The 22,558-nt window shown below is 69.3% G+C and carries 23 protein-coding genes and 1 riboswitch; of the genes, 11 read left to right on the top strand and 12 right to left on the bottom strand.

The window, feature by feature from the left end; genetic code table 11:
* Positions 1–9 precede the first annotated feature (9 nt).
* Positions 10–1,419: a serine hydrolase domain-containing protein gene (locus ACIQWR_RS30375; RefSeq protein ID WP_404015994.1), complete on the top strand. Its 1,410-nt coding sequence runs from the start codon at positions 10–12 to the stop codon at positions 1,417–1,419.
* 35 nt (positions 1,420–1,454) lie between these two features.
* On the opposite strand, the gene ACIQWR_RS30370 is transcribed toward ACIQWR_RS30375, so the two are convergent.
* Both ACIQWR_RS30370 and ACIQWR_RS30365 read right to left on the bottom strand, forming a co-directional pair.
* Positions 1,455–1,907 (bottom strand): GNAT family N-acetyltransferase, encoded by a 453-nt coding sequence (locus ACIQWR_RS30370; protein WP_404016111.1) that lies wholly within the window; start codon positions 1,905–1,907, stop codon positions 1,455–1,457.
* Positions 1,908–1,933: 26 nt separating this feature from the next.
* The gene (locus ACIQWR_RS30365) at positions 1,934–2,821 is read right to left on the bottom strand and encodes a GNAT family N-acetyltransferase (RefSeq protein WP_404015991.1); all 888 of its coding nucleotides are present in this window, start codon (positions 2,819–2,821) and stop codon (positions 1,934–1,936) included.
* Between the two features lie 130 nt (positions 2,822–2,951).
* Here ACIQWR_RS30365 and ACIQWR_RS30360 point away from each other — a divergent pair, with 130 nt between their 5' ends.
* Positions 2,952–3,602 carry an HAD family hydrolase gene (locus ACIQWR_RS30360; RefSeq protein WP_404015988.1) on the top strand — a complete coding sequence of 217 codons (651 nt, stop codon included), beginning with the start codon at positions 2,952–2,954 and terminating at the stop codon, positions 3,600–3,602.
* An 18-nt stretch (positions 3,603–3,620) separates the two neighbouring features.
* On the top strand, positions 3,621–4,931 hold the full coding sequence (locus ACIQWR_RS30355; RefSeq protein ID WP_404016108.1) for a globin domain-containing protein: 1,311 nt from the start codon (positions 3,621–3,623) through the stop codon (positions 4,929–4,931).
* A 25-nt stretch (positions 4,932–4,956) separates the two neighbouring features.
* Here ACIQWR_RS30355 and ACIQWR_RS30350 read toward each other — a convergent pair whose 3' ends face one another.
* The 5 genes from ACIQWR_RS30350 to ACIQWR_RS30330 form a co-directional block, all read right to left on the bottom strand.
* On the bottom strand, positions 4,957–5,436 hold the full coding sequence (locus tag ACIQWR_RS30350; protein WP_404015985.1) for an NUDIX domain-containing protein: 480 nt from the start codon (positions 5,434–5,436) through the stop codon (positions 4,957–4,959).
* A 53-nt stretch (positions 5,437–5,489) separates the two neighbouring features.
* The gene (locus ACIQWR_RS30345; RefSeq protein ID WP_404016105.1) at positions 5,490–6,386 is read right to left on the bottom strand and encodes a LysR family transcriptional regulator; all 897 of its coding nucleotides are present in this window, start codon (positions 6,384–6,386) and stop codon (positions 5,490–5,492) included.
* Positions 6,387–6,559: 173 nt separating this feature from the next.
* Positions 6,560–7,705, bottom strand: a complete 1,146-nt coding sequence (locus tag ACIQWR_RS30340; RefSeq protein ID WP_404015982.1) for a cystathionine gamma-lyase — start codon at positions 7,703–7,705, stop codon at positions 6,560–6,562.
* Entirely contained in the window at positions 7,702–8,145 is a 444-nt protein-coding gene (locus ACIQWR_RS30335) for a low molecular weight protein-tyrosine-phosphatase (protein WP_404016102.1), read from the bottom strand. The genes ACIQWR_RS30340 and ACIQWR_RS30335 overlap by 4 nt, the downstream gene beginning before the upstream one ends.
* Positions 8,146–8,204: 59 nt before the next feature.
* The gene (locus tag ACIQWR_RS30330; RefSeq protein ID WP_399264506.1) at positions 8,205–8,585 is read right to left on the bottom strand and encodes a phage holin family protein; all 381 of its coding nucleotides are present in this window, start codon (positions 8,583–8,585) and stop codon (positions 8,205–8,207) included.
* An 89-nt stretch (positions 8,586–8,674) separates the two neighbouring features.
* Here ACIQWR_RS30330 and ACIQWR_RS30325 point away from each other — a divergent pair, with 89 nt between their 5' ends.
* The 4 genes from ACIQWR_RS30325 to ACIQWR_RS30310 all read left to right on the top strand — a co-directional run bounded on the left by ACIQWR_RS30325 (position 8,675) and on the right by ACIQWR_RS30310 (position 10,935).
* Positions 8,675–8,992: a cupin domain-containing protein gene (locus ACIQWR_RS30325; protein ID WP_330331521.1), complete on the top strand. Its 318-nt coding sequence runs from the start codon at positions 8,675–8,677 to the stop codon at positions 8,990–8,992.
* 172 nt (positions 8,993–9,164) lie between these two features.
* Positions 9,165–9,371 carry a DUF5326 family protein gene (locus ACIQWR_RS30320; protein ID WP_404016099.1) on the top strand — a complete coding sequence of 69 codons (207 nt, stop codon included), beginning with the start codon at positions 9,165–9,167 and terminating at the stop codon, positions 9,369–9,371.
* A gap of 279 nt (positions 9,372–9,650) precedes the next feature.
* Positions 9,651–10,388: an IclR family transcriptional regulator gene (locus ACIQWR_RS30315; protein ID WP_404016096.1), complete on the top strand. Its 738-nt coding sequence runs from the start codon at positions 9,651–9,653 to the stop codon at positions 10,386–10,388.
* Positions 10,389–10,485: 97 nt separating this feature from the next.
* Positions 10,486–10,935 carry an SsgA family sporulation/cell division regulator gene (locus ACIQWR_RS30310; RefSeq protein WP_399264509.1) on the top strand — a complete coding sequence of 150 codons (450 nt, stop codon included), beginning with the start codon at positions 10,486–10,488 and terminating at the stop codon, positions 10,933–10,935.
* A gap of 25 nt (positions 10,936–10,960) precedes the next feature.
* On the opposite strand, the gene ACIQWR_RS30305 is transcribed toward ACIQWR_RS30310, so the two are convergent.
* A complete protein-coding gene (locus tag ACIQWR_RS30305; RefSeq protein WP_404015978.1) occupies positions 10,961–12,391 on the bottom strand; it encodes a YibE/F family protein in 1,431 nt (476 codons plus the stop codon).
* A gap of 39 nt (positions 12,392–12,430) precedes the next feature.
* Positions 12,431–12,569, top strand: a riboswitch (TPP riboswitch).
* Here ACIQWR_RS30305 and thiC point away from each other — a divergent pair.
* Positions 12,563–14,350: a phosphomethylpyrimidine synthase ThiC gene (gene thiC / locus ACIQWR_RS30300; RefSeq protein WP_404015975.1), complete on the top strand. Its 1,788-nt coding sequence runs from the start codon at positions 12,563–12,565 to the stop codon at positions 14,348–14,350. Its footprint overlaps the riboswitch before it by 7 nt.
* A gap of 119 nt (positions 14,351–14,469) precedes the next feature.
* Here the strand turns inward: thiC and ACIQWR_RS30295 are convergent, their stop codons facing one another.
* The 3 genes from ACIQWR_RS30295 to ACIQWR_RS30285 form a co-directional block, all read right to left on the bottom strand.
* Positions 14,470–15,276: a hypothetical protein gene (locus ACIQWR_RS30295; RefSeq protein ID WP_404015973.1), complete on the bottom strand. Its 807-nt coding sequence runs from the start codon at positions 15,274–15,276 to the stop codon at positions 14,470–14,472.
* Positions 15,277–15,423: 147 nt separating this feature from the next.
* Entirely contained in the window at positions 15,424–16,689 is a 1,266-nt protein-coding gene (locus ACIQWR_RS30290; RefSeq protein ID WP_404016093.1) for a metallophosphoesterase, read from the bottom strand.
* Between the two features lie 193 nt (positions 16,690–16,882).
* Positions 16,883–17,998 (bottom strand): LacI family DNA-binding transcriptional regulator, encoded by a 1,116-nt coding sequence (locus ACIQWR_RS30285; RefSeq protein WP_354378879.1) that lies wholly within the window; start codon positions 17,996–17,998, stop codon positions 16,883–16,885.
* A 350-nt stretch (positions 17,999–18,348) separates the two neighbouring features.
* Between ACIQWR_RS30285 and hisC the strand changes: the two genes are divergently transcribed.
* Positions 18,349–19,431 carry a histidinol-phosphate transaminase gene (gene hisC, locus ACIQWR_RS30280; RefSeq protein WP_404015969.1) on the top strand — a complete coding sequence of 361 codons (1,083 nt, stop codon included), beginning with the start codon at positions 18,349–18,351 and terminating at the stop codon, positions 19,429–19,431.
* 35 nt (positions 19,432–19,466) lie between these two features.
* On the opposite strand, the gene ACIQWR_RS30275 is transcribed toward hisC, so the two are convergent.
* A complete protein-coding gene (locus tag ACIQWR_RS30275) occupies positions 19,467–19,835 on the bottom strand; it encodes a cyclophilin-like fold protein (protein WP_385773669.1) in 369 nt (122 codons plus the stop codon).
* A 188-nt stretch (positions 19,836–20,023) separates the two neighbouring features.
* Here ACIQWR_RS30275 and ACIQWR_RS30270 point away from each other — a divergent pair, with 188 nt between their 5' ends.
* Together ACIQWR_RS30270 and cydB are read left to right on the top strand one after the other, a co-directional pair.
* Positions 20,024–21,529 carry a cytochrome ubiquinol oxidase subunit I gene (locus tag ACIQWR_RS30270; RefSeq protein ID WP_404015966.1) on the top strand — a complete coding sequence of 502 codons (1,506 nt, stop codon included), beginning with the start codon at positions 20,024–20,026 and terminating at the stop codon, positions 21,527–21,529.
* An 18-nt stretch (positions 21,530–21,547) separates the two neighbouring features.
* On the top strand, positions 21,548–22,549 hold the full coding sequence (gene cydB / locus ACIQWR_RS30265; RefSeq protein WP_404015963.1) for a cytochrome d ubiquinol oxidase subunit II: 1,002 nt from the start codon (positions 21,548–21,550) through the stop codon (positions 22,547–22,549).
* Positions 22,550–22,558 lie beyond the last annotated feature (9 nt).

Here is a 22,558-nt window from a genome sequence, read left to right as displayed (position 1 = left end):
AGTCTGATCATGAGTTCCGTAGACGCAGTTGACACAGCAGGCACGGCCGAAGACCGGGACCTGCTCCCCTCGACCCGGCGGGCGCTGCGCCACCGCCTCGCCGTCGCGCAGAGCGAGGGACGGGCTCCCTCGATCGTGGCCGCCGTGGCTCGTGGCGGCGAGATCGTCTGGGAGGGCTCCCGCACCTGTGTGGACGGGCACGGACCCGACGGTGACGTGCAGTACCGGGTCGGTTCGATCAGCAAGACCTTCACCGCCGTGCTCGTGCTGCGGCTGCGCGACGAAGGTCTGTTGAGCCTGGAGGACCCGCTGGAGAAGCACCTCCCGGGTACCGGCGCCGGCGAGGTGACCATCGCTCAACTGCTCGCCCACACAGGCGGGCTCGCGGCGGAGACCCCCGGGCAGTGGTGGGAACGCAGCCCGGGCTCGCTGAGGCCCGAACTGGCCGATGTCCTGGGCGAGGAGCCGTTCCGACACGTGCCCGGGCAGCGCCACCACTACTCCAACCCGGGCTACACCCTGCTGGGATCGCTCGTGGAGGCGGTCCGTGGGAAGGCGTGGGCCGAGGTGCTCCGGGCCGAGGTGCTGGAGCCGTTGGGGCTGGAGCGCACCACCGTGCTGCCACAGGCACCGCACGCGGGCGGTTGGGCCGTCCACCCCTGGGCCGACGTGATGCTGCCGGAGCCGCTGGAGGACCTCGGGCTCATGGCACCGGCCGGGCAGCTCTGGTCCACGACGCGGGACCTGGCCCGCTTCGCGGTGTTCCTCACCCGGGGCGACGAGCGGGTCCTGGCCGCGGACACGGTGCGCGAGATGCGCACGGCGGCCTCGCCGCCCGAGCCGGGCGTCGCGGAGGGCGGGTACGGGCTGGGCATGCAGCTGATGACCTCCGGCGGCCGCTCCCTGGCCGGGCACAGCGGTTCGCTCCCGGGATTCGTCGCCTGCCTGTGGCTGAGCGAGGCGGAGGACCTCGCCGTGGTCGCCCTGGCGAACTGCACCTCCGGCCTACCGGTCGCGCTGGTCGCCTCCGAACTGCTGGGCATCGTGGCGGAGGCGGAACCGCGGATCCCCGAGCCCTGGAAGCCCTTCCGGGAAGCCGACGAGGTGGCTCTGGAGCTGACGGGGCCCTGGTACTGGGGAGCGGCTCCGTTCGTGCTCCGACTGACCGCGGACGGGACCCTGGCGCTCGGCCCGGTCTCGGCGACCGGACGGGCGGCCCGCTTCCGGGCGGCAGCGGACGGGAACTGGACCGGGGTGAGCGGCTATTACGCCGGCGAGACCTTGCGCGCGGTGCGGCGCGAGGACGGGTCCCTGAGCCACTTGGACCTCGGTTCGTTCGTGTTCACCCGTGCGCCCTACGACCCGTCCGCGCCGGTCCCGGGGGGCGTCGATCCCCTGGGGTGGCGCGGCGTGGGCTGATCGAGCGGCCGGCGCGCTGCGCCGGCCGCTCGCCGTCAGAGCTGGTACTTGAAGCCGACGTGCGAGGCGACGAAGCCGAGCCGCTCGTAGAACCGGTGGGCATCGGTACGGGTGACGTCCGAGGTGAGCTGCACCAGCTGGCAGTTCTCCGCCCGGGACTTTTCGATCGCCCATTCGATGAAGAGCGTGCCCAGTCCGCTGCCCCGTTCGTCGGCGTGCACCCGGACGCCTTCGACGATGGAACGGGTGGATCCCTTGCGGGACAGGCCCGGGATGACGGTCAGCTGGAGGGTGCCGACCACCCGGTCCCCGCGGACGGCGACGACGACGTGCTGGTTCGGGTCGTCCGTGAGCCGCTTGAGGGCCGCGATGTAGGGCGTGAGGTCGTCCGGGGACTCCCTGGTGGCACCGAGCGGGTCATCGGCGAGCATCGCGACGATGACGGGAAGGTCGGCCTCGGTGGCGGGCCGGATGTCCAGCTGGGGCAGGTCGTTCATGGAAGGGTGTTCCTTTCTCAGCCCGCGGCCACGGTGAGCGGGGCCCAGCGGCGGGTCCAGTCTCCGGGCAGGTCGGGGAGGTCCCGGGTCATGACGGTGTTGAAGGTGATCGAGTCGAGACCGCGGTCCTTGAGCCAGTCGCGCAGTTCCTCGTGGCGCACGTCGATGTCCGTGCGCAGGGGGCGGTCGGTCGTCGCCGCGAGGGCCGTGATGAGGGCCTGGGCGCCGGCGGTGTCGCGCGCGATCAGTGGGCCGACGACATGGGTGTCCATGTTCGGCCAGATGGCGGCGTACCCGACGAGGTCGCCGGTGCGGTCCTCGGCGACGACCAGCCGGTCCGCGAAGGCGGGCAGCCGGGCGATGATGTGGGTCCGGTCGGTGCCGAAGACCTCCGCGTCGAGCCGCAGGATCCGCGGGAGGTCCTCCGCGGTGGCCGGGCGGACCGGGACGGTGCCGGCGCCGGGCACCGCGGGGTCGGGCCGGAAGGCGCCCTTGAGCATTTCGCCCCGGCCCGTGGTGGCGAAGCCGAGTTCCTCGTAGAGGGGCCGGCCGTACGGGGTGGCGTTGAGGGTGAGCGGGACGCCCTTGAGGACGTCGTCGCAGACGTACGCCATCAGATGGCGGCCCAGTCCCCGTCGGGAGTAGCGCTCGGCGATGAGGACCATGCCGATGGCGGCCAGCTCCGCCGTGTCGTACGTCTGTCCGTACCGGGTGACGACGCACGCGGCTGCGAGGCCCTGCCCGTCGGGTGCGTCGACCCCGTAACCGCTTCCGGCGGCGAGGAGCAGGCCCCATTTGTGGTCCTCGCGAGGCCACCCGCGGTCTTCGGAGAGGTCGGCGCAGCGCCGGAGATCGTCCAGGGTCAGTGCGCGGATCGGTAGATCGATGAGCTGTGGTGGTGTCACCGGCCCAGCCTGGATCACTGGCTGGGGAGCGTCCAGAGGTTTTGGAGGCGGATGTTTCACGTGAAACCAGCCGCTGTTTCACGTGAAACGCGCTGTTTCACGTGAAACGGACGGACTAATCTCACCTCTCATGACTCGCCTGCACCTCTTCGACCTCGACGGCACGCTCATGTTCGGCTCTGCGGCGCCGGTCGAGATCTCACGGCAGCTCGGCCTGGGCGCCGAGATCGCGGAGCTGGAGAGGGCCTTCGGAGCGCGGGAGATCGGGCCCCAGGAGTTCTCCGTGGGAGTGCACACGCTGTGGACGCAGCTGACGCCGACGCACGTCCGGGCGGCATTCGACGGTGCGCCGTGGATCGAGGGCATTCGCGAGGTGTGGCAGGAGATCCGCGAGTCCGGGGACTACTGCGCGGTGGTCTCCCTGTCGCCGTCGTTCTTCGTGGAACTCCTGCTGGAGTGGGGTGCGCACGCGGCGCACGGCTCGGTCTTCCCGGAGGTGCCGTTCACCCGACCCGTGGACGTGACGGGGATCTTGACCCCGGAGGGCAAGCTGGAGGTGGCGGACCGGCTCTGTGCCCGGTTCGGAGTGAGCCGGAGCGACTGTGTCGTCTACGGGGACTCCATGACCGATGCGGTGCTGTTCGGTGCGCTGCCGGTCTCGGTGGCGGTCAACGCGCGGCCCCAGGTGGCTGCCCTGGCGACGTACGTCTACGAAGGAAGGGATCTTCGAGAGGCCTATCGGCTCGCCGGGACGCTCGCCCCGAAGGTCGAGGCATCTTAAGCGGAGGGTCGGTGAGAACTGCGGATTTTCCGCATTTCCCCGCAAGCCACTCCCTCGGCTGGCATGCTGCGAAGCCCGGAACCACGGATTCGAAGCCGTGGCGCGTGCAAACCGACCGAGATGCTCGAAGCGAGGCACCGCATGGACGCTCCGCCCACCAGATCGGCCAGATGGGGGACCGACGGGATACCCACCGGGGGCGGCGCGACCGAGCCTTCCCCCGATGCCGTGCTCATCCGCAAGACCCTCGCCGAGGTCGGCCCGATAGCCGACAAGGTGACGTCGTACTTCTACGCCCTGCTCTTCACGGGGCATCCGGAATTACGGTCGATGTTCCCCGTGGCCATGGACGTGCAGCGGGAACGGTTGCTGAAGGCCCTGCTCACGGCTGCCGAACACATCGACAATCCGCAGGTGCTCGCCCCGTATCTGAGCCGACTGGGTACCGGCCACCGCAAGTACGGCACGATGGCCGGGCACTACCCGGCCGTGGGCGAGGCCTTGATCGGCGCGCTGGCCCGGTTCGCGGAACGGACGTGGGGCCCGGAGGCGGAAGCCGCCTGGGTGCGGGCGTACACCGCGATCTCCCAGATCATGATCGACGCCGCCGCGGCGGACGAGCAGAAGGCCCCCGCGTCCTGGCAGGCCGAGGTGATCTCCCACGAACTGCGCACTCCTGACATCGCCGTACTGACGGTCCGCCCCGATCAGCCCTACCCCTTCCTGGCGGGTCAGTACACGAGCCTGGAGACCCCGTGGTGGCCGCGGGTGTGGAGGCACTACTCCTTCGCCTCGGCGCCGCGCTCGGACGGCCTGCTGGCCTTCCACGTCAAAGCCGTCCCCGCCGGGTGGGTCTCCAACGCGCTGGTGCGCCACGCCCGCCCGGGCGATGTCCTGCGGCTGGGGCCGCCGGCGGGCTCGATGGTGGTCGACCACACCACGGACAACGGGATGCTGTGCCTCGGGGGCGGCACGGGCATCGCCCCGATCAAGGCATTGATCGAGGACGTCGCGGGACACGGCGAGCGCCGGCCGATGGAGGTCTTCTTCGGAGCGCGCAGCGACGGGGACCTCTACGACAAGGACACCCTGTTGGGCATGCAGCGCACGCACCCGTGGCTGTCGGTGCGGCCGGTGGTGTGCGACGGTCTGGCCGGGCAGTTGCCGCAGGCGGCCGGTGAGCACGGACCGTGGAACTCCTACGACGCCTTCGTCTCGGGTCCGCCCGGAATGATCCGCAGTGGTGTGGACGCCCTCAAGCAGATCGGGATCCCGGGCGACCGGATCCGGTACGACTCGGTCGAGGAGCCGGTGGGGGTCTCCGGCTGAGCCGGAGACCCCCACCGGGCCCGGCTCAGCCCAGGTCGGGAGCGTGCATGGCACGGACTCCCTCGATGTTCCCGTCGAGGTAGTGGCGCAGGGACAGCGGAACGAGGTGGACGGCGGCGATGCCGACGCGGCTGAAGGGCACCCTGACGATCTCGTACTCGCCTTCGGGCTGATCGATCTCGGGCCCGTGGCGCAGGCTGGGGTCCATCGATTCGAGGTGGCAGACGAAGAAGTGCTGCACCTTGACGCCGGTCACCCCGGCCACGGCGATGTGCTCGACGGTGTCGACGAAGCAGGGCACCACATCGGTGATCTTGGCCCCGAGTTCCTCGTGGACCTCTCGGTGCAGGGCGTCGACGACGGTGGCGTCCGTGGACTCCACTCCGCCGCCGGGGGTGAGCCAGTACGGATCGACGCCGGGCCTGGTGCGCTTGATCAGGATCAGATCGTCACCGTCGAGCAGGATCGCGCGAGCGGTGCGTTTGACCACAGGACGTTCGGTCATGGATGAAGCGTGGCCCAGGACTCCGCTTCTGAAACGCGCTACCGCGAATCGGGTCACCAATGCGCCGCGGCGCGCAGGAGGTGGTCGTGGGCGCGCGCGAGGTGGGCGAGGGCGAGACTGCCCGCGCGCACCACGAGGAACCAGGTGCGCAGCGGCGGCACGACGGGCTCCATGAGGGCGACGACCCGACCGCTGTCGAGGGCGTCCTGGCACAGGTAGCGGGGCAGTACGGCCAGTCCGCCGCCCGTGGCCGCGCACTCCAGGACCGCCCGCAGGTCGGGAGCGACGACGGTGGCCGCGGCCGTGGGGAGAGCGTCGAAGACCGCTGCCCAGTAGCGCGTGATCAGGGGCAGGGACTCGTGCACTTCGACGAGCGGGATCCCGTCCATGGCGGCCGGGCCCTTGGCGCGGAGCAGTTCGGGGTCGATCAGCGCGGCCCAGTAGGGAGCCGCGACCAGGACGTGCTCCTCGTCGCACAGGGCGGTCGCGGTGAACATCGAGCCCCGGGGGCGGGTGGTGGTGACCCCGAGGTCGAACTGGCAGGCGGCCAGCCCTTCCACCACCTGAGCCGCTTCCGTGGGAAGGGAGGCGCGCAGGCTCTGTCCTTGGCCCACGAGCGGCGCCAGCGCCGGGAGCACCCGCAGGCACAGGAACTCCGGCGGCCCGGCCAGATGAAGGGTGCGGACCGCCCCGGCCGCTTCCTGCTGGGTCCCGGCGATCTCCAGCAGGGCGTCCAGGTGCGGGGCCGCCTTGCGGGCCAGCTCGTCGCCGATGGCGGTGGAGGTGACGCCGCGGGACTGGCGGTGGAACAGCGGTCGCCCGAGCTGGCGTTCGAGGGTGCGGATCTGCGAGGTGACGGCGGGCTGGGAGAGTCCCAGCAGCGCGGCGGCCCGGGTGAAGGAGCCGGCCCGGTGCACGGCGACGAAGGTGCGCAGCAGCGCCAGGTCCATGGCCACCCCTCTCGGTGAGGCCATCCACTATAAATATGTCGATAGCTACCTGTCGCTACCGTGATTGGACACTGACAGAGAGTCAATTAGCCTTCTCCGTGTGGTTCTTCACGCGGGAACCCGGGGCGGTCCGAGCCACCAGGGGGGAGGCTCGGACCGCCCGCGCGCGCTGGTCAGGCCCCGGAACCGGCGACGTCAAGGGCCCGCAGGACGTCCGCGACGAGGTCCTCGGTGTCCTCGGCTCCGGCGGAGAAGCGGATGAACCCCTCCGACACGGCGTCACCGCCCCATCGGCGGCGCCGCTCGGCCGTCGAGCGGACCCCACCGAAGCTCGTGGCGTCCTCCACCAGGTGCAGAGCGCTCATGAACCGTTCGGCACGGGACCGGTCCGCCAGGGTGAAGGAGACCACCGAGCCGTAGCCCGCCATCTGCCGGGCGGCCGTCTTGTGGGACGGGTCATCGGGCAGCCCCGGGTAGCGCAGGCCGGTGACGTCGGTGCGCTCGGCCAGCGCCTCGGCGACCGCCAGGGCGTTGTCCCACTGACGGTGGGTCCGCAGTTGCAGGGTGGCCAGGGAGCGGTGGGCCAGCCAGGCCTCCATGGGTCCCGGGATCGCACCGACGACCTTGCGCCACAGGCGGACCCGGGCGGCGAGCTCCGGGTCGCGGCAGCTGACGTAGCCGAGGAGCAGGTCGCCGTGGCCGGTGAGGCCCTTGGTGCCGCTGGCCACCGAGAAGTCCGCGCCGAGTTCCAGGGGGCGCTGCCCCAGGGGGGTGGCGAGGGTGTTGTCCACGGCGACCAGGGTGCCGCTCGCGCGGGCCGCCTCGACCAGCCGCCGTACGTCGCAGACGTCGAGCCCCGGGTTGGACGGGGTCTCGATCCAGAGCAGCCGGGCCCCGTCGAGCACGGCGAGCTGTGCCTCCTGCGCGGTCGGGGCGGTGCGCACGTGGACCCCGTACGCCTCCAGCTGGGCCCGGACGAGCGGCAGGGCCTGGTACCCGTCGTCCGGCAGGACGACGGTGTCGCCGGCGCGGGTCTGGGAGAGCAGGACGGCGGACACCGCCGCCATGCCGGAGGCGAAGACGACGGTCTCCACCTCGTCCCCCGGGGCTTCGAGTTCCCCCACGGCCCGTTCGAGCAGGGTCCAGGTGGGGTTGGTGTCACGACCGTAGGTGTACGGACCCTCGACGTCGCCGGGCAGGTGGAAGTGGGCGGCGAAGACCGGCCCCGGCAGGGTCGGTTCGTTCTTGACCGGCTCGGGCAGCCCGGCGCGCACCGCGCGGGTGCCTTCGCCGATGCGGGATCGGTCCTGGGGGTTCACGGGGTGTGCTCCTTCAGCGCGGTGCGGACGGCTGCCAGCAGGCCGGGTCCTGCTGCTTCGACCAGCTCCAGGCACGCCTCGAACCCGTCGAGGGGTCCGTAGTACGGATCCGGTACGTCCGGGTCGAGGCCGTCGGCGGCCGGATCGTAGGACCGCAGGAGCCGGACCTTGGCGGCGTCCTCCCGGGTCGGGGCCATCCTGCGCAGGTCACGCAGGTGTCCCGTGTCGAGCGCGATGACGAGGTCGAGGCGGCCGAACCACGAGGCGCGGAACTGCCGGGCCCGGTGTCCGTGTCCGTATCCGGCGGCCGCCAGCACGGAGACCGTGCGCGGGTCGGCGCCGTCGCCCTCGTGCCAGCCCCCGGTGCCGGCGCTGTCGACCTCGACCAGGTCGCTCAGCCCGGCCTCGGCGACCTGGGCGCGGAAGACCGACTCGGCCATGGGCGAGCGGCAGATGTTGCCGGTGCAGACGAAGCACACGCGGTACACGGGCAGCTCGCTCAGTCCTTGTCGGGCAGGACCATGTTCACGGCCCAGGAGACGACGGAGATGATCAGGCCGCCGATGACCGCGGTCCAGAAGCCCTCGACGTGGAAGGACAGGTCGAGCTTTCCGGCCAGCCAGGAGGTCAGGAGCAGCATCAGGGCGTTCACTACCAGGGTGAACAGGCCGAGGGTGAGGATGAACAGGGGCAGCGAGAACAGCTTCACCACGGGCTTGACGATGAGGTTGACCAGGCCGAAGACCAGGGCGACCACGATCACGGTGAGGGTCCGGTGACCCATGCTGCTGCCGTCGTCGAGGGAGATGTCGGGGACCAGCCAGATCGCCACGGCCAGGGCCGCGACGTTGGCGATCGTCTTGACTACGAAATTCGTCATGTGTCTGATCGTTGCAGAGAAGATCCGGCTGGGACATCAGCACGACAGCCGAAGCCAGGGCACGAAAGAGCGCGAGGGGCGTAAGAACGATGAAGGCATTCCGGCTGGACGAGCTAGAGGCCGAGCGACTGGCCAATGACGGGGCCTACCTCCAGTTCCTGCGGGAGCGGAACATGTCCGTCGGTCTGTACGCGTTGGACGCCGGGCAGAGTGATCCCCAGCAGCCGCACGCCCAGGACGAGGTCTATTTCGTCGTCAGCGGTCGGGCCTCGATCACCGTCGGGGAAGAGACGACGACGGTGGCGCGCGGGGGCGTGGTCTACGTTCCGGCCGGAGTCCCGCACCGCTTCCACCACATCACCGAGGACCTGAAGGTGCTGGTCGTCTTCTCGCCGCCGGAGGGCTGACCCGCTCCCCGAGCCGGTGGACCCCTGACTCCCCGGTGGTCAGGGGGGTGGGGGCCCCTAGGGGTCGGGTCAGGGGACTCCAAGGGATCTGGAGCCCCCATCGCGTTTCTCCGCCTCCTAGCATCGGAGTCAGGAAGTCACGCATCAGGAAGAGGTTGAGGACATGGACGGCATCCGGGAGACATTCGCAGGTATGCCCTGGTGGGTTAAGTGGGTCGCGGTTCCGCTGCTGGCGCTGTTCGTCTTCGGCGGCCTGCTCACCGCCCTCATCGGTTTGATCTTCAAGGTGCTGCTCTTCGTCGGCCTCGTCGGCGGTCTGATCTTCGTCGTGAAGAAGTTCGCGGGCGGCGGTTCGAAGTCCTCTTCCAGCGACTGGTAGGGAGCGGCTCCGCAGCGGATTAACCCAGGTGGGCGAACATGGAGCCCTGGACCGCTCGTTCAGCGGGAGGCCGCCGATACAGTGGCAATCTGTGCATTTTCCTGGGTACCGACGCCGGTGATCCGCTCTGACCCGCGGTGCCTTCACGTATCAGCCGAGCACGACCCCCAGGAAGCGCGGACATGCGGGGGCGGCCCCCGCGAGCGGGCCGGCCCCAAGGTCCGCCGCCACGCCTGGGGGTGAGCTTTGGCATCGCTTCACAATGCCGGTGTGCCGACTCTGATCGGCTCCGTGCAAAGGGCCCTGAGGCTGCTCGAAGCGGTCGGCTCCCATAGTGAGGGAGCCCCGGCGAAGCAGCTGGCGCGCGAGGCGGGGCTGCCGCTCCCCACCGCGTACCACCTGCTGCGGACCCTCACCCACGAGGGTTATCTGCGCCGCGAGGGCGGGGTGTTCATCCTCGGGGACGCCGTCGGGCGACTGGCCGGCGGTGGACTCCAGCAGAAACGTCGCACCATGATCCTCGACTCCCTCGCGCACTTCCGCGAGACGGTCGGGGCCCCCGTGTACTTCGCTGTCTACCGCGAAGGTGAGATCGAGGTCGTCGGCGTCTCGGACACGCCGACCGGCCCGGCCGTCGAGGAATGGGCCGCCTTCCGCGAGACCGGCCACGCGCACGCCATCGGGCAGTGCCTGCTGGGACAGCTCGACGAGAAGGTCCGCAAGGACCACTACGCCCGCCATCCGGTCCAGCCCGTCACCCCGTACACGGTTTCGGACGTGCACGCTCTGGAGCAGAAGATCGGAACGCTGGGTAACATGCAGCCGGTTACGGAGCGTCAGGAATATTCTCTCGGCACGGTATGCGCGGCCATCCCGATTACGGCCGGAGACACCGCTGCGACCATGGCTATTTCCCTTCCGCTGCACTTGGAAGGCCGGTTGCCCCATGCGCTCGAACGGCTACGGAGTGAAGTAGGCGCGCTGTTGAGCTCGCTTTCGTTCTCTATCAGTATCTGAAAACTCACTCCTTGTGATCTCCCGGCGCTTACACCACTCTTGTCAAGAGGGCCTTGGGGGACCATTCCTGGCCACTTCCACAACAGCGGGGTAGTCAATGCGCGAGTCGGTACAGGCAGAGGTCATGATGAGCTTCCTCGTTTCCGAGGAGCTTTCGTTCCGGATCCCGGTGGAACTCCGGTACGACGCACGGGACCCCTACGCAGTGCGTCTGACGTTCCACCTCCCCGGAGATGCGCCCGTGACCTGGGCGTTCGGCCGGGAACTGCTTCTCGACGGCATCAACAAGCCGTGTGGTGACGGCGATGTGCACATCGCTCCCAGTGATCCGGAGGAGCTGTCGGACGTGCACATCCGACTTCAGGTCGGTACGGACCGGGCCCTGTTCCGGGCGAGTGCGGCGCCCCTGGTGGCGTTCCTCGACCGCACCGACCGGATCGTGCCGCTCGGTCAGGAGCGCAACCTCGGTGATTTCGAGGAGAACCTGGAGGAGGCGTTGGACAAGATCCTGGCCGAGGCCCGGCAGAACGAGCAGAACGCCGGCTGAGCCACCGTCACGCCGTCACACCGAGTCACCGCTTCCGGCGACGACCGCGCCCACTGCGGCTCGGCCCCGAGGCCGCTCCGGCGGTCGGGGACCCCGGCCGGTCGGCGGAGACGACGAGTGCGGCCAGGGCCGTGGTCACCGGGACCGAGGCGACGAGACCGATCGAACCCACGAGGGTCCGCACGATCTCCTCCGCCACCAGCTCGCTGTTGGCCACCGCTCCCACACTGCTGTTCGCGATGGAGAACAGCAGCAGCAGCGGCAACGCGGCGCCCGCGTAGGCGAGTACCAGGGTGTTGACGACGGACGCGATGTGGTCGCGACCGATCCGGATGCCCGCCCGGTACAGAGCGCGCGGCCCCATCGACGGGTCCGCCTGGTGGAGTTCCCATACTGCGGACGTCTGGGTGACCGTCACGTCGTCGAGCACGCCGAGCGATCCGATGATCACGCCTGCCAGCAACAGGCCGCTCATGTCGATGTGCGGGTAGAGCCCGTGGATCAGACCGGTGTTGTCGTCGGTGTTGCCGCTGAGGAAGGCCCAGCCGATGAACACCGAGCCCAACAGCCCGATCAGCAGCAGCGAGGCCAGGGTCCCGAGCACGGCGACCGAGGTCCTGGCGGTCAGGCCGTGGCACATGTAGAGCGCGATCAGCATGATCGCGCTGGCGCCGACCACCCCCACGACCAGCGGATTCGAACCCTGGAGGATGGCGGGCAGGATGAAGAGGGTCAGCACGGAGAAGCTGACCGCGAGGGCGATCAGCGCGAACAGACCGCGCAGCCGGCCGACCACGACCACGGCGACGGCGAAGATCCCGGCCAGCAGTGCCAGCGGAAGCTTCCGGTTCACGTCGATCACGGAGTACTGCAGGTCGCGCGGAGCAGCCGGTGCGTACGCCACCACGATCCCCTGGCCGGTCTCCAACTGCCGCGGTGCGCCCGGCTGGACGATCTCGACGAACCGGTGTCCTCGATCGGGCCCGGTGCCGATCTCGACCGTGGCCTTCTTACAGTCGCCGGACGGGGCGGCCTTGCCCCCCTTGGGAGCGGGCGTGCCACTGGACGGCGGGACCTGGGCGGCGTTGACGGACTTGCAGTCGACCAGCTCGATCGACACGACCTTGCCCTGCTGGGTCTGTCGGTCGAAGCCGACTCCGGTGCGCTCGTGCGCGGGGGCGCCTCCCGGCCACAGGACGATCATGCCGACGAGGACGGCGGCGGCGAAGGGGATCAGGACCGCCGCGATGACCTTGCGCAAGTGCTTCGATACGGGGGCCGCCGGGCCGTGGCTGTGGGAGTGCGAGTGCCCGTGGGACGCGCCGGCGGACGGTTCGTGCGAGGACCCGCGGGGAGGGTGGGCATGGCCCGAGTGATCCGTGTGATCCGTGGGCTCGGTGGGGGGCTGCGGCGAGGACGTCACCGAGTGATCATCGCAAGAGATGAGGGGGCCCACTGTTCAGCACGCCAAGGATGACGCTAGCGTGGGGGCACCTTTGCACAACGCGGGAGCTCGGAGCACCGGGCTGAGAGGGCGCTGATCACCGTACGTGGACACGTACGGGAGGAGGCTGCGCCGACCGCCGAACCTGTTACCGGGTAATGCCGGCGTAGGGAGATAGGTCTTATGACCATTCAGGACGCACACACGCCTGCCGTCAGCCAGGACAGCAACGGCCAGGAAGAGCGCCAGCCTGGCTGGCACAAGGGGTACGTTGCGGGCTCCCGCCCGGACCTCCGCGTGCCGGTTCGCCAGGTGCACCTCACCAACGGCAAGGACGTGACGCTCTACGACACGTCCGGCCCGTACACCGACCCGCAGATCGAGACCGACGTCCGCCGGGGCCTCGCGCCGCTGCGCGAGAACTGGATCATCAGCCGCGGTGACACCGAGGAGTACGCGGGTCGCCCCGCGCGCCCCGAGGACGACGGCATCAAGCACACCTCGCCCCGCGGCGGACTCAAGAACCTCGACGCGGTCTTCCCGGGTCGCCCGCGGCTGCCCCGCCGGGGCCGCGACGGCCAGGCCGTGACCCAGCTCGCGTATGCCCGCCGCGGTGAGATCACCCCGGAGATGGAGTACGTCGCGATCCGGGAGAACGTCTCCCCCGAGGTCGTCCGTGAAGAGATCGCGGCGGGTCGTGCCGTCCTCCCCGCGAACGTGAACCACCCCGAGATCGAGCCGATGATCATCGGCAAGCGCTTCCTGGTGAAGGTCAACGCCAACATCGGGAACTCGGCCGTCACCTCCTCCATCGAGGAGGAGGTGGACAAGATGACCTGGGCCACCAAGTGGGGCGCCGACACGGTCATGGACCTCTCCACCGGCCGCAACATCCACACCACCCGCGAGTGGGTGCTGCGCAACTCCCCCGTCCCGATCGGCACCGTCCCGCTCTACCAGGCGCTGGAGAAGGTCGACGGCCGGGCCGAGGACCTGACCTGGGAGATCTACAAGGACACGGTCATCGAGCAGGCCGAGCAGGGCGTCGACTACATGACCGTCCACGCGGGCGTGCTGCTGCCGTACGTGCCGCTGACCGCGCGCCGCAAGACGGGCATCGTGTCCCGCGGCGGCTCGATCATGGCCGCCTGGTGCCTCGCGCACCACAAGGAGAACTTCCTCTACACGAACTTCGAGGAACTCTGCGACATCCTGGCCGCCTACGACGTCACGTACTCGCTGGGTGACGGCCTGCGCCCCGGGTCCATCGCGGACGCCAACGACGCGGCGCAGTTCGCGGAGCTGAAGACGCTGGGCGAGCTGAACACGATCGCCAAGCGCCACAACGTCCAGACCATGATCGAGGGCCCGGGCCACGTCCCGATGCACAAGATCAAGGAGAACATCGACCTTCAGCAGGAGATCTGCGAGGAGGCCCCGTTCTACACCCTGGGTCCGCTGACCACGGACGTCGCACCCGCCTACGACCACATCACCTCGGGCATCGGCGCCGCGATGATCGCCTGGTGGGGCACCGCGATGCTCTGCTACGTGACGCCCAAGGAGCACCTGGGCCTGCCCAACCGTGATGACGTCAAGACCGGAGTCATCACCTACAAGATCGCCGCGCACGCGGCCGACCTGGCCAAGGGGCACCCTGGCGCACAGGAGTGGGACGACGCGCTGTCCGACGCGCGTTTCGAGTTCCGCTGGGAGGACCAGTTCAACCTGGCGCTCGACCCCGTCACGGCACGGTCGTTCCACGACGAGACCCTGCCGGCCGAGCCGGCGAAGACCGCGCACTTCTGCTCCATGTGCGGTCCGAAGTTCTGCTCGATGAAGATCTCCCAGGACATCCGCCGCGAACACGGCGGTGACCTGAAGGCCGACGAGATCCAGGCGGGCATGGCGGAGAAGTCCGCCGAGTTCGCTGCCGCGGGCAACCGCGTCTACCTGCCGCTGGCCGACTGACACCGGCGCCGTCGCGTCGCTTCCGGGGGCCGTCCCCCTCGGGAGCGGCACCGGGCGGGGCGGGGCGTAACGGTGAGCGCTGTTTCACGTGAAACAGCGCTCCGTCGACCCTGCCGGCCTCACTCCGGTTCGTGCTCCGGGCCGCCGAAGTCGGGGCTGGTGAAGTCCGGCGGCGTATAGCCGGGGCGGGGGCTCTGCCCACCCGTACCCCCGGGGCTGGTGAAATCGGGCGGGGTGTAGCCGAGCTGGGGGATGCGTCGTGGCTGACGGCGCGGTGCCGGGAAACCGCCACCGGCGCTGGGATCTGCCAGTGCGTCCCGCAGGAACGGCATGATGCCCCGCTCCAGCAGCGCGTGCCGCCAGGCCTCCCGGGCGCGCGAGACCTCGTCCGGGACGGCCTCGGCCACATTCACCGTCACTTCGGTGGAACTGTTGCGGATGGCGGTGACCAGCAGGCCTATCGCCGCGAAGAGGATGGCCGCCGCGGTGAGGGCGCCGAAGAGCCAGCCCGCCGTCAGCATGGTCTCGGCGAAGGCGGGCTCCGGTTCGATCATCTTCAGGATGTAGCCCACCAGCAGGAAGATGAGCATGGCCGTGCCGGCCAGGACCGGCGCGAGGACGGCGACCACGGCGCTCACTCCGGCGCCGCCGCCCTGATCGTCGTCCGACGCGGTCGCGGGGGTGGTCGCCGTCTCCTCCCGCAGATCACCGCGGATCTTCACGTAGTGGTCGTACTCGGCCGCGGCCGCGGCCGTCAGCAGCGCACTGGCGTCGAGAGCCATGGTGCGCAACTGTTCGGCGTTCAGCCGTTCGCCCAGACTCGCGAGTTCGGGCCGTTCGTGTGCGGTGCGCAACGCCTCGTCGAGGAGCCGATCGAACTCCGGTCGGTCTTCGGTCAGCAGGTGCGGAGCGCTGGTCATGTGCATCCCCCGATGCTCCGTGGAGGCCGGTTGGCCCGCGTGGACCGGGCGCCGGCACAAACGGAGGAGAGCCTGCTACGGACAGTGCGATGGTAGAGCGCCCACGCCACGCGGTGACAGGGGCTTTCCGGAAATACCCCGCTCCAAGAACACTCAGTCGTTCAACGGGAGTTGTACGACCAGCAGTTTTCCGGCCATAGTGACCCCGCCGTCCATGGCGATGGCGAGGCCGTCCGCGTAGACGTGGGGGCCGTCGATGGACTCGGGCCCGTGGGTGTGCTCGCCGTCCTCGGCGCCCACTTCGCCCAGCAGGTACGGGATGGGACTGTGCCCGTGCACCACGCGCCCGCCCCCGTAGGTACCGAGCAGCTCGCGCACGGCCTGCGGTCCGGTCTCCTGGTCGCGGAAGGCGAAGCGCTTGGTGAACTTGCGGAACAGGTCCCAGGTCTCGTCCGCGTCGTGCTGGTTGAGCAGCTCGTGGACCTTGTCGTTGACGTCCTCGATGGAATCGCCGTAGTCCAGGTAGGCCGTGGTGTCGGAGTGCAGCAGCAGGTGGCCGTCCTCCAGGGCGGCCGCGTCCAGCCGGGACATCCACTGCAGGTGTACGTCCTCCAGGCGCTCCATGTCGGTGCGCTGGCCGCCGTTGAGGAGCCAGGCGGCCTGGAAGGTCGCGGTGCCCGCGCCGGACATGACCGGGGTGTCGCCGAACCTCTTGGCGCCGATCAGGAGCAGCTCGTGGTTGCCCATGAGGGCCTTGCAGTAGCCGCCCGCGGCGGCGGCCTCGGCGGAGAGCCGCATGACCAGGTCGATCACGCCGATGCCGTCGGGCCCGCGGTCCGTGAAGTCGCCGAGGAACCAGAGCCTGGCGTTGCCGGCCGACCAGTGTCCGTCGGCGTCGATCAGATCCTGGGCCTGGAGCTCGGTGTACAGCTCGTCCAGGTAGCCGTGCACGTCGCCGACGACGTAGAGCGGCCCGGGCCCGTCGGCGGGCGCGTCCTGGTGGACGTACTGGACCTGGACGGTGTCGCCCGGTCCGCCGCGACTGATGACGGGGAGGTCGCGCTGGGTCGGCGTGTAGTCCTCGGAGTCCGCGCCCTGATCGGACCGGCCGTGCTGCTCGGGGTGTTCGGACACCACCGCGGCGAAGGCCACGTCGGGATCCGGAGCGGAGTGCGGGCCGGGGCCGTGCGCGGGAGCGGGGGTGGGAGCGTAGGCGGGCCGTGGCGGCGGCACGGGCGCGCCGTCGTCGTAGTACGCCGGGTACTCGCCGTAGACGGGGACCTCGCCCGGCATCGCGGCCGCGGCTGTGTCCGTGCCGTACGCGACGGGTGGGGCGGTCGGCACTCGGAAGTCCCGCAGCGTCGCCGTCCGCATCGCGGGTCCCTGACCGGCCCCCTGAGTCATCGACCCCTCCACCACCGTCGCGCTGCCGTACATCTGCGGACCCTCCTGACCTCCAGGGTCGGAGGGTCCGTGATGTCGTGCGCCCATCATAGGAATGTGGCTCGCGCTCTGTGACGCACCAGGGGTGGTGAATCCTGGCCGGAGCGATCCGTTCCTACCGTTTTCTTCCGATATGTGTGTTGCGGGATGGTGCGGGAATCCTCGAAGGTCAGTCTCCGGCCGGGGATCGGGGCGGACTGACGGTGGTGCGCGGCTGCCTGCGCTGTGAGGAAGTTCTGACGATCAGTTCGGTCGGAACCACCTGTTCGACGGGTCGTCCGGTGTCCACTCCCTCGATCGCGTCGATGAGCAACTGCACGACGGCCGTGCCGATGCGACGCGGTTTGAGGGAGAGGGTGGTGATGGGCGGTTCGGTGGTGGCGTACACGGTGGACTCGCTGCAGCAGACCAGGAGGAGGTCCTCGGGGACCCTCAGGCCGTACCGCCGGGCGGCGGCCAGCAGGTCGGTGCCGTTGGGGTCGAACAGCCCGTAGACGGCATCGGGGCGGTCGGGGCGCGCGAGCAGCCGGTCGGCGGCCACGGCTCCGGCGCACGGGTCGTGGGCGGGGTAGGACTCGTAGACGGGATCCTGTCCGACCCGCTCGCACCAGCTGAGGTAGGCGGTGGTCGAGAGCCGGGTGTAGGTGTCGGTGGTGGTGCCGGTGAGGAGTCCGATGCGACGGGCTCCCGCGGCGGCGAGGTGGTCGAGCAGGTTGAGGACGGCGGCCTCGTGGTCGTTGTCGACCCAGGCCGTGACGGGGAGCGATCCCGCGGGGCGGCCGTCCGACACCACCGGCAGGCCCTGGCGGACCAGCTCGGTGACGACGGGATCGTGGTCGGAGGGGTCGATGACGACGGTGCCGTCGAGGGCGACGTTCGACCAGACGTCGTGTCGGGAGGTGGCGGGGAGGATGACCAGGGCGTAGCCGCGCGCGAGCGCGGCGGAGGTGGCCGCCCTGGCCATCTCGGCGAAGTACGCGAACTCGGTGAAGGTGAAAGGTTCATCCCCGTACGTGGTCACGGTCAGGCCGATGAGGCCCGATTTGCCGGTACGGAGGGTGCGGGCGGCGGCGGAAGGGCGGTAGCCCAGCCGGTCGGCCACCTCGCGGACGTGGCGGCGGGTGGCGTCCGGGAGCCGCCCTTTGCCATTGAGCGCGTCGGAGACGGTCGTGATCGAGACGCCGGCCGCGGCGGCCACGTCCCTGATTCCCGCGCGGCCCGGACGGCCTGCGGTCCGCCGGGGGGTGTCGGTCCGGCTCACCTGATGCTTCCCTGCTGCTGTCATGGCGAGCCGATAGTAGGGCTCGGTGGGGTGGCTGGTCCGTATGCATATGCAGGCGTTGACAGGAACGGTTCTGCATGGTTCGCCACCCCCAATGACCTTGGAAATAAAGGCATTTAGTAGCAATGAGTGACCATGGCGCTTGTCGTCGGGTACGAGCATGCCAAAGTGAGGAGGTCTCGGACCGGTCTCAACTCACCTGCACGAGGGACGCGCGCCACGGCGCAGGCCACCGGCGCACGCATATATGCATGCGCTCCCCCTCATTCCTGGCACCGGCCATTCTCGGGAGCGCGGAATCCTCATAAGGTGAGCAGTATTGAGTTGCACGGGATGGTCGAGGAGGACCTGCGGTGAGCGAGAAGAGCCCGAGGCTGCGCGCCGAGCTGGATGGCATTCCCACCTACAAGCCGGGGAAGCCCGCCGCCGCCGGAGGCCCGGTGGCGTACAAGCTGTCCTCCAACGAGAACCCCTACCCGCCGTTGCCGGGCGTGCTGGAGAGCGTCGTGGCGGCGGCCGGGGACTTCAACCGCTACCCCGACATGGCCTGCACGGGGCTCGTCAACGAGATCGCCGAGCGCTTCGGCGTGCCGGTCGAGCACGTAGCGACCGGCACCGGGTCGGTCGGCGTCGCGCAGTCGCTGATCCAGGCGACGGCCGGTCCGGGCGACGAGGTCATGTACGCCTGGCGGTCCTTCGAGGCGTACCCGATCATCGTCCAGATCTCCGGGGCGACCTCGGTGAAGGTGCCGTTGACCGCGGGTGACCTGCACGACCTGGACGCGATGGCCGACGCGATCACCGAGCGCACCCGGCTGATCTTCATCTGCAACCCCAACAACCCGACCGGCACCGCCGTGCGCCGGGCGGAGCTGGAGCGGTTCCTGGACCGGGTGCCCTCGGACGTCCTGGTGGTGCTGGACGAGGCCTACCGCGAGTTCGTGCGCGACGCCGAGGTGCCGGACGGGATCGAGATCTACCGGAACCGGCCGAACGTGGCGGTCCTGCGCACCTTCTCCAAGGCGTACGGGCTGGCCGGCCTGCGGGTCGGCTTCGCGGTGGCGCACGAGCCCGTGGCGGCGGCGCTGCGCAAGACGGCGGTTCCCTTCGGCGTCAGCCAGCTCGCCCAGGACGCGGCGGTCGCGTCGCTGCGGGCCGAGGACGAGCTGATGGGCCGGGTCGGCTCGCTGCTCGGTGAGCGTGCGCGGGTGTACGAGACGCTGATCGCGCAGGGCTGGTCCGTGGTTCCCGAGACCCAGGCGAACTTCGTGTGGATGCGGCTGGGGGAGCGCACCGCCGACTTCGCGGCGGCCTGCGAGAAGGCCGGCGTGGTGGTCCGACCCTTCGCGGGTGAGGGCCTGCGGGTCACGATCGGTGAGACCGAGGCGAACGACCTGTTCCTGCACACGGCAGAGGCCTTCTTCAAGGAGCTGTGAGGGGCCGCGGCCGCAGGCCGCGCCCCGCGGAACCGTTACGCCAGTTCCACCCGGATGGGGTCGCCGTCATGGACGGTGGCCAGCAGGCGGGGGTCGCCGTCGAACGAGCCCAGGACGTTGCAGGGGCTCGCCAGGCGACTCTCGCCTCCCCGTGAGATGGGGGTCGGGCCGTAGGGCAGCGCGAGCGCGTCGCCCTCGGTCCAGAAGGCGACCGTGCCCGGGTCGACGACCTGCCGGGCGTCGTCCTCCAGCGCCACGGAGACCCCGGTGTCGAAGTAGACCTCCTCGCCCCAGGTGTTGGCGGAGGCGGAGATCGGGAGTGCCTCCAGCAGGGCCTTGGCCGTGGGGGTGTCGTCGAGGGTCGCGGTGAGCTGGCCGGAGGGCCAGGAGATTCGTATCTGCATGGGCCGCATTCAACAATCTGTTGAATCAGTTGGCTAGGGGTACCCCGCCTGAAAGATGCCGACAGGTGTGCGACATAATGCTTGTGAATGTGAACGCTTTCACAAGCGTGTCTTGTTCCTCCCGTATTGGGTGGGATGTAAGGGGCACACTGCGGCTGTGACCACGGCGACGCGAAGGAGAAGACGACGTGGACCTAGCTTTGGCGCCGGAGACCCTGGCGCGATGGCAATTCGGCATTACCACCGTCTACCACTTCCTCTTCGTCCCCCTGACGATCTCGCTCGCCGCCCTCGTCGCGGTGTTGCAGACGGCATGGGTGCGGACGGAGAAGGAGAAGTACCTCAAGGCCACCAAGTTCTGGGGCAAGCTCTTCCTGATCAACATCGCGATGGGCGTCGTCACCGGCATCGTCCAGGAGTTCCAGTTCGGCATGAACTGGTCCGACTACTCGCGGTTCGTCGGTGACGTCTTCGGTGCCCCGCTGGCCTTCGAGGCGCTCATCGCCTTCTTCTTCGAGTCGACCTTCATCGGCCTGTGGATCTTCGGCTGGGACAAGTTGCCGAAGAAGATCCACCTCGCCTGCATCTGGATGGTGTCGATCGGCACCATCCTGTCCGCCTACTTCATCCTCGCGGCCAATTCCTGGATGCAGCACCCCGTCGGGTACCGCTTCAACAAGGAGACCGGCCGCGCGGAGCTGACCGACTTCTGGCTCGTGCTGACCCAGAACACCGCGCTCAGCCAGGTCTTCCACACCCTGACGGCGGCCCTGCTGACCGGCGGCGCCTTCATGGTCGGCATCGCCGCCTTCCACCTGCTGCGCAAGAACCACATCGCGGTGATGCGCACCTCGCTGCGCCTCGGCCTGGTCGCCGTGGTGATCGGCGGCCTGCTGACCGCGATCAGCGGCGACACCCTCGCCAAGGTCATGTTCAAGCAGCAGCCGATGAAGATGGCCGCCGCCGAGGCGCTGTGGGACGGGGAGAAGGGCGCGCCCTTCTCGGTCTTCGCCGTCGGGGACGTGGACAAGGGCCACAACAAGGTGGCCATAGAGCTGCCCGGCCTGCTGTCCTTCCTCGCCGACAGCGACTTCGACTCCTTCGTGCCCGGCATCAACGACGTCAACAAGTCGGAGCAGCAGAAGTACGGGCCCGGCGACTACCGCCCGAACATCCCGGTCGCCTACTGGGGCTTCCGCTGGATGATCGGCTTCGGCATGACCTCCTTCGCCATCGGCGCGCTGGGGCTCTGGCTGACCCGACGCAAGTTCCTGCTCCCACCGGCCCTGCGGACCGGCGAGGACGAGCGGCCCCACCTGGTCCTCTTCAAGAGCGCCCTGAGCCCGCGGCTCACCCGCCTCTACTGGCTCGGCGCGATCTGGACGCTCGGCTTCCCGCTGATCGCCAACTCCTGGGGCTGGATCTTCACCGAGATGGGCCGTCAGCCCTGGGCCGTCTACGGGGTCCTGCGCACCGCCGACGCGGTCTCGCCGTCGGTCTCCCAGGGTGAGGTGATCACCTCGATGGTCGTCTTCACCGCGCTCTACGCCGTCCTCGCTGTGATCGAGGTGAAGCTCCTCGTGAAGTACGTCAAGGCCGGCCCGCCGGAGTTGACCGAGGCCGACCTCAACCCGCCCACCAAGATCGGTGGCGACGACGCCGACGCCGACCGGCCGATGGCCTTCTCGTACTGAGGCTGGGGAGACCACACCATGCAACTCCACGACGTCTGGTTCGTACTCATCGCCGTCCTCTGGATCGGCTACTTCTTCCTGGAGGGATTCGACTTCGGGATCGGCGTACTGACCAAGCTGCTGGCCCAGGACCGCAAGGAGAAGCGGGTCCTGATCAACACGATCGGGCCCGTCTGGGACGGCAACGAGGTCTGGCTGCTCACCGCGGGAGGCGCGACCTTCGCCGCCTTCCCCGACTGGTACGCCACCCTCTTCTCGGGCTTCTACCTGCCGCTGCTGATCATCCTGGTGTGCCTCATCATCCGGGGCGTGGCCTTCGAGTACCGGCACAAGAGGCCCGAGGACAAGTGGCAGTCCAACTGGGAACACGCCATCTTCTGGACCTCGCTGATCCCCGCCTTCCTGTGGGGCGTCGCCTTCGCCAACATCGTGCGCGGCGTGAAGATCGACGAGCACAAGGAGTACGTCGGCACCTTCTTCGACCTGCTCAACGTCTATTCGATCCTCGGCGGTCTGGTCACCCTCACCCTGTTCACCTTCCACGGCGCGGTCTTCGCCTCGCTCAAGACGGTCGGTGACATCCGGGGCCGCGCGCGGGCGCTGGCGACCCGGCTGGGTGTGGTGACCGCCGTGCTGGCGCTGGTCTTCCTGATCTGGACCCAGGTCACCAAGGGCGACGGCGCGAGCCTGGTCGCGATGGCCATCGCGGTGCTCGCCCTGCTCGGCGCGCTCGGCTGCAACCTGGCGGGCCGCGAAGGCTGGTCGTTCGCCCTGTCCGGGATCACCATCGCGGCCGCGGTCGCGATGCTGTTCCTGACGCTCTTCCCGAACGTCATGCCCTCGTCGCTGAACGACGCCTGGAGCCTCACGGTCACCAACGCCTCGTCCACGCCCTACACCCTCAAGATCATGACCTGGTGCGCGGGAGTGGCCACGCCGCTCGTCCTGCTCTACCAGAGCTGGACCTACTGGGTGTTCCGCAAGCGGATCGGCACGCAGCACATCGCCGACGCGCACTGATCCCACTCT

The sequence above is a fragment of the Streptomyces sp. NPDC098789 genome (genome assembly GCF_044759975.1).
Taxonomy (GTDB): Bacteria; Actinomycetota; Actinomycetes; order Streptomycetales; family Streptomycetaceae; genus Streptomyces.
Note: the sequence above shows the minus strand (reverse complement) of the source record. Positions and strands in the feature narration are given on the sequence as shown.

Coding starts and splice junctions, on each gene's coding strand:
- ACIQWR_RS30375 (WP_404015994.1), top strand. CDS start 10: ATGAGTTCCGTAGACGCAGTTGACACAGCAGGCACGGCCGAAGACCGG.
- ACIQWR_RS30360 (WP_404015988.1), top strand. CDS start 2,952: ATGACTCGCCTGCACCTCTTCGACCTCGACGGCACGCTCATGTTCGGC.
- ACIQWR_RS30350 (WP_404015985.1), bottom strand. CDS start 5,436: ATGACCGAACGTCCTGTGGTCAAACGCACCGCTCGCGCGATCCTGCTC.
- ACIQWR_RS30345 (WP_404016105.1), bottom strand. CDS start 6,386: ATGGACCTGGCGCTGCTGCGCACCTTCGTCGCCGTGCACCGGGCCGGC.
- ACIQWR_RS30335 (WP_404016102.1), bottom strand. CDS start 8,145: ATGGCCGAGTCGGTCTTCCGCGCCCAGGTCGCCGAGGCCGGGCTGAGC.
- ACIQWR_RS30330 (WP_399264506.1), bottom strand. CDS start 8,585: ATGACGAATTTCGTAGTCAAGACGATCGCCAACGTCGCGGCCCTGGCC.
- ACIQWR_RS30325 (WP_330331521.1), top strand. CDS start 8,675: ATGAAGGCATTCCGGCTGGACGAGCTAGAGGCCGAGCGACTGGCCAAT.
- ACIQWR_RS30310 (WP_399264509.1), top strand. CDS start 10,486: ATGCGCGAGTCGGTACAGGCAGAGGTCATGATGAGCTTCCTCGTTTCC.
- thiC (WP_404015975.1), top strand. CDS start 12,563: ATGACCATTCAGGACGCACACACGCCTGCCGTCAGCCAGGACAGCAAC.
- ACIQWR_RS30295 (WP_404015973.1), bottom strand. CDS start 15,276: ATGCACATGACCAGCGCTCCGCACCTGCTGACCGAAGACCGACCGGAG.
- ACIQWR_RS30285 (WP_354378879.1), bottom strand. CDS start 17,998: ATGACAGCAGCAGGGAAGCATCAGGTGAGCCGGACCGACACCCCCCGG.
- ACIQWR_RS30275 (WP_385773669.1), bottom strand. CDS start 19,835: ATGCAGATACGAATCTCCTGGCCCTCCGGCCAGCTCACCGCGACCCTC.
- cydB (WP_404015963.1), top strand. CDS start 21,548: ATGCAACTCCACGACGTCTGGTTCGTACTCATCGCCGTCCTCTGGATC.